A 1,730-nucleotide genomic window follows, 5' to 3' on the forward strand; every position below is an offset into this window, starting at 1 on the left:
GCTAGCCCCGTTTTCCGCACGTGAGTGATCTTCAGCGGAGGTCTCGTGGATCGATGTCGAGGAGGTCCAGGAGATCGAGTTGGAGATCGGTGGGGTGCGGGATGATCGGGGGTGATTGGCCGGTGCCCGGGATCAGCCGGATACCGGCCAGCGCGTCGAGGATGAGCTTGCCGGTGGGCACGGCGGGCCGTCCGGCGTACAAGCCGTCCATCTTGGCCTGGCCGCGAGCCGCCAGGGCGTGGCGGACCTGGCGTTCGATCAGGCAGAAGATGAGCAGGGCCAGGCAGATCACGGTGATCAGCGCGGCGATTCGGCGGTTGTTCTTCAGATACAGGCTGGTGACGGCCAAAGGGCCCTTGAATGCCTGGTAGCGGCGTTCGACCGCTTCTTGGCCTTTGTAGTGGCACAGCACCTGTCCGGCGTCGGCCTGATCCGCATCAAGGTTGGTCAGCAGCGCGTACCAGCCATCGGTGGCGGCTTCGGCGTCCAGCACCTGCTGGTCGAAGTGCCAGCTGAGGGTGGGTTTGCCGGTGTCCGGGTCGGTGCCGGTGACCGCGGTCAGGTAGGCGCTCACCCGCCGGGCGCGGCCGATCGCGGTGATCCGGTCGGCCACAGCCTGCTCGCCGGGGTAGTGGCGGCTGCCCAGGCCGCGTTCCAGCCGGGCCAGATCATCGCGGGCCCGATCGAGTTTCTTGGTTCGGGCGGTAGCGGCTGCCTGGGCGCGGGCCGAGGAGTGCACGAAGATCCTTCGCAGTCTCAGCACCGGGTCCTTCTTGCGCGGCCCGGCCAGCGTCATGACGTCGTCACGCACGTGCCAGACGCCACGCCGCCCGACGGGCTTGCCCTCGTCCCGGGCGGCGACATAGTCCACCCGGGCGGCATGGGTGATCTTCTGGCCGGCCAGGGTCTCGGCGCTGATGTAGTGCTTGGAGGCCGGTGCGATGAAGCCGACCCCGGCGGCGGTCATCGCGGCCAGGTTCGCATACGAGACCAGCTTGGAATCACCGATCATGAGCATCCGCTGCGGGCCGGCCAGCTTCTGCAGGCCCTGCATCGCGCCGATGACCTGCCCGACCTCACCGGCCGCGCCGTCATAGGCGCGGTGAAAGACCGGGATCGCGCCGTCACCGCTGACCGCGATCCCGGCCTGGACCTGCTTCAGATCCGGCCGCCGGTCTTTGGGGTGGCCGAAACGCGGCCGCGCGTAGCCGGGCTCGACCTGCTCGTAGTCGCCGTGCAACGAGATCGAGGTCATGTCCCAGTGCAGGCGGGTCACCTGGATGCCGAACGCCTCGATCGCGGCCAGTCCGACCGATCCGGCCAGGTGGTCCAGGTGCGGAGCGATGGCATCCAGAGCGCGGCCGATGCGGTCATCGTTGAGCAGGGCGGGCTCGACCCCGAACGCCTCGCCCACCGCCCAGCGCCCGGCCCAGTCCTGCACGTGCACCAAAGGGGCGGGCGAGGTCAGCCGGTTGGCCACCAGCGCCTCGATCACCTGTCCATGCGTCAACTCCGCCGTGTCCCGCACCGGGCAGGCCGCATCCACCAGCTCCCGGATCCGTAACCGCGAGCAGAACCCGGCGATGACCGGTAACGCTCCGAGCATCTTCTCGACACTGGCCTGGCCCCACTGCGCACGCTGTCTCACCAGCCAGGTGATATCGCGACGACGATCACCACGGCAACCCGGCGATCTTCAAAAAGCCTCACGTGCGGAAAACGGGGCTAGC

At 68.4% G+C, this 1,730-nt stretch carries 1 protein-coding gene; it reads right to left on the reverse strand.

From position 1 onward, the window contains the following. Positions 1 to 31 precede the first annotated feature (31 nt). Positions 32 to 1,660, reverse strand: coding sequence for an IS1634 family transposase (locus DP939_RS48575; protein ID WP_450097551.1), 1,629 nt, complete (start codon positions 1,658 to 1,660; stop codon positions 32 to 34). Positions 1,661 to 1,730: the final 70 nt, after the last annotated feature.

Origin of the sequence: Spongiactinospora rosea, assembly GCF_003315795.1 — a bacterium.
Taxonomy (GTDB): Bacteria; Actinomycetota; Actinomycetes; order Streptosporangiales; family Streptosporangiaceae; genus Spongiactinospora; species Spongiactinospora rosea.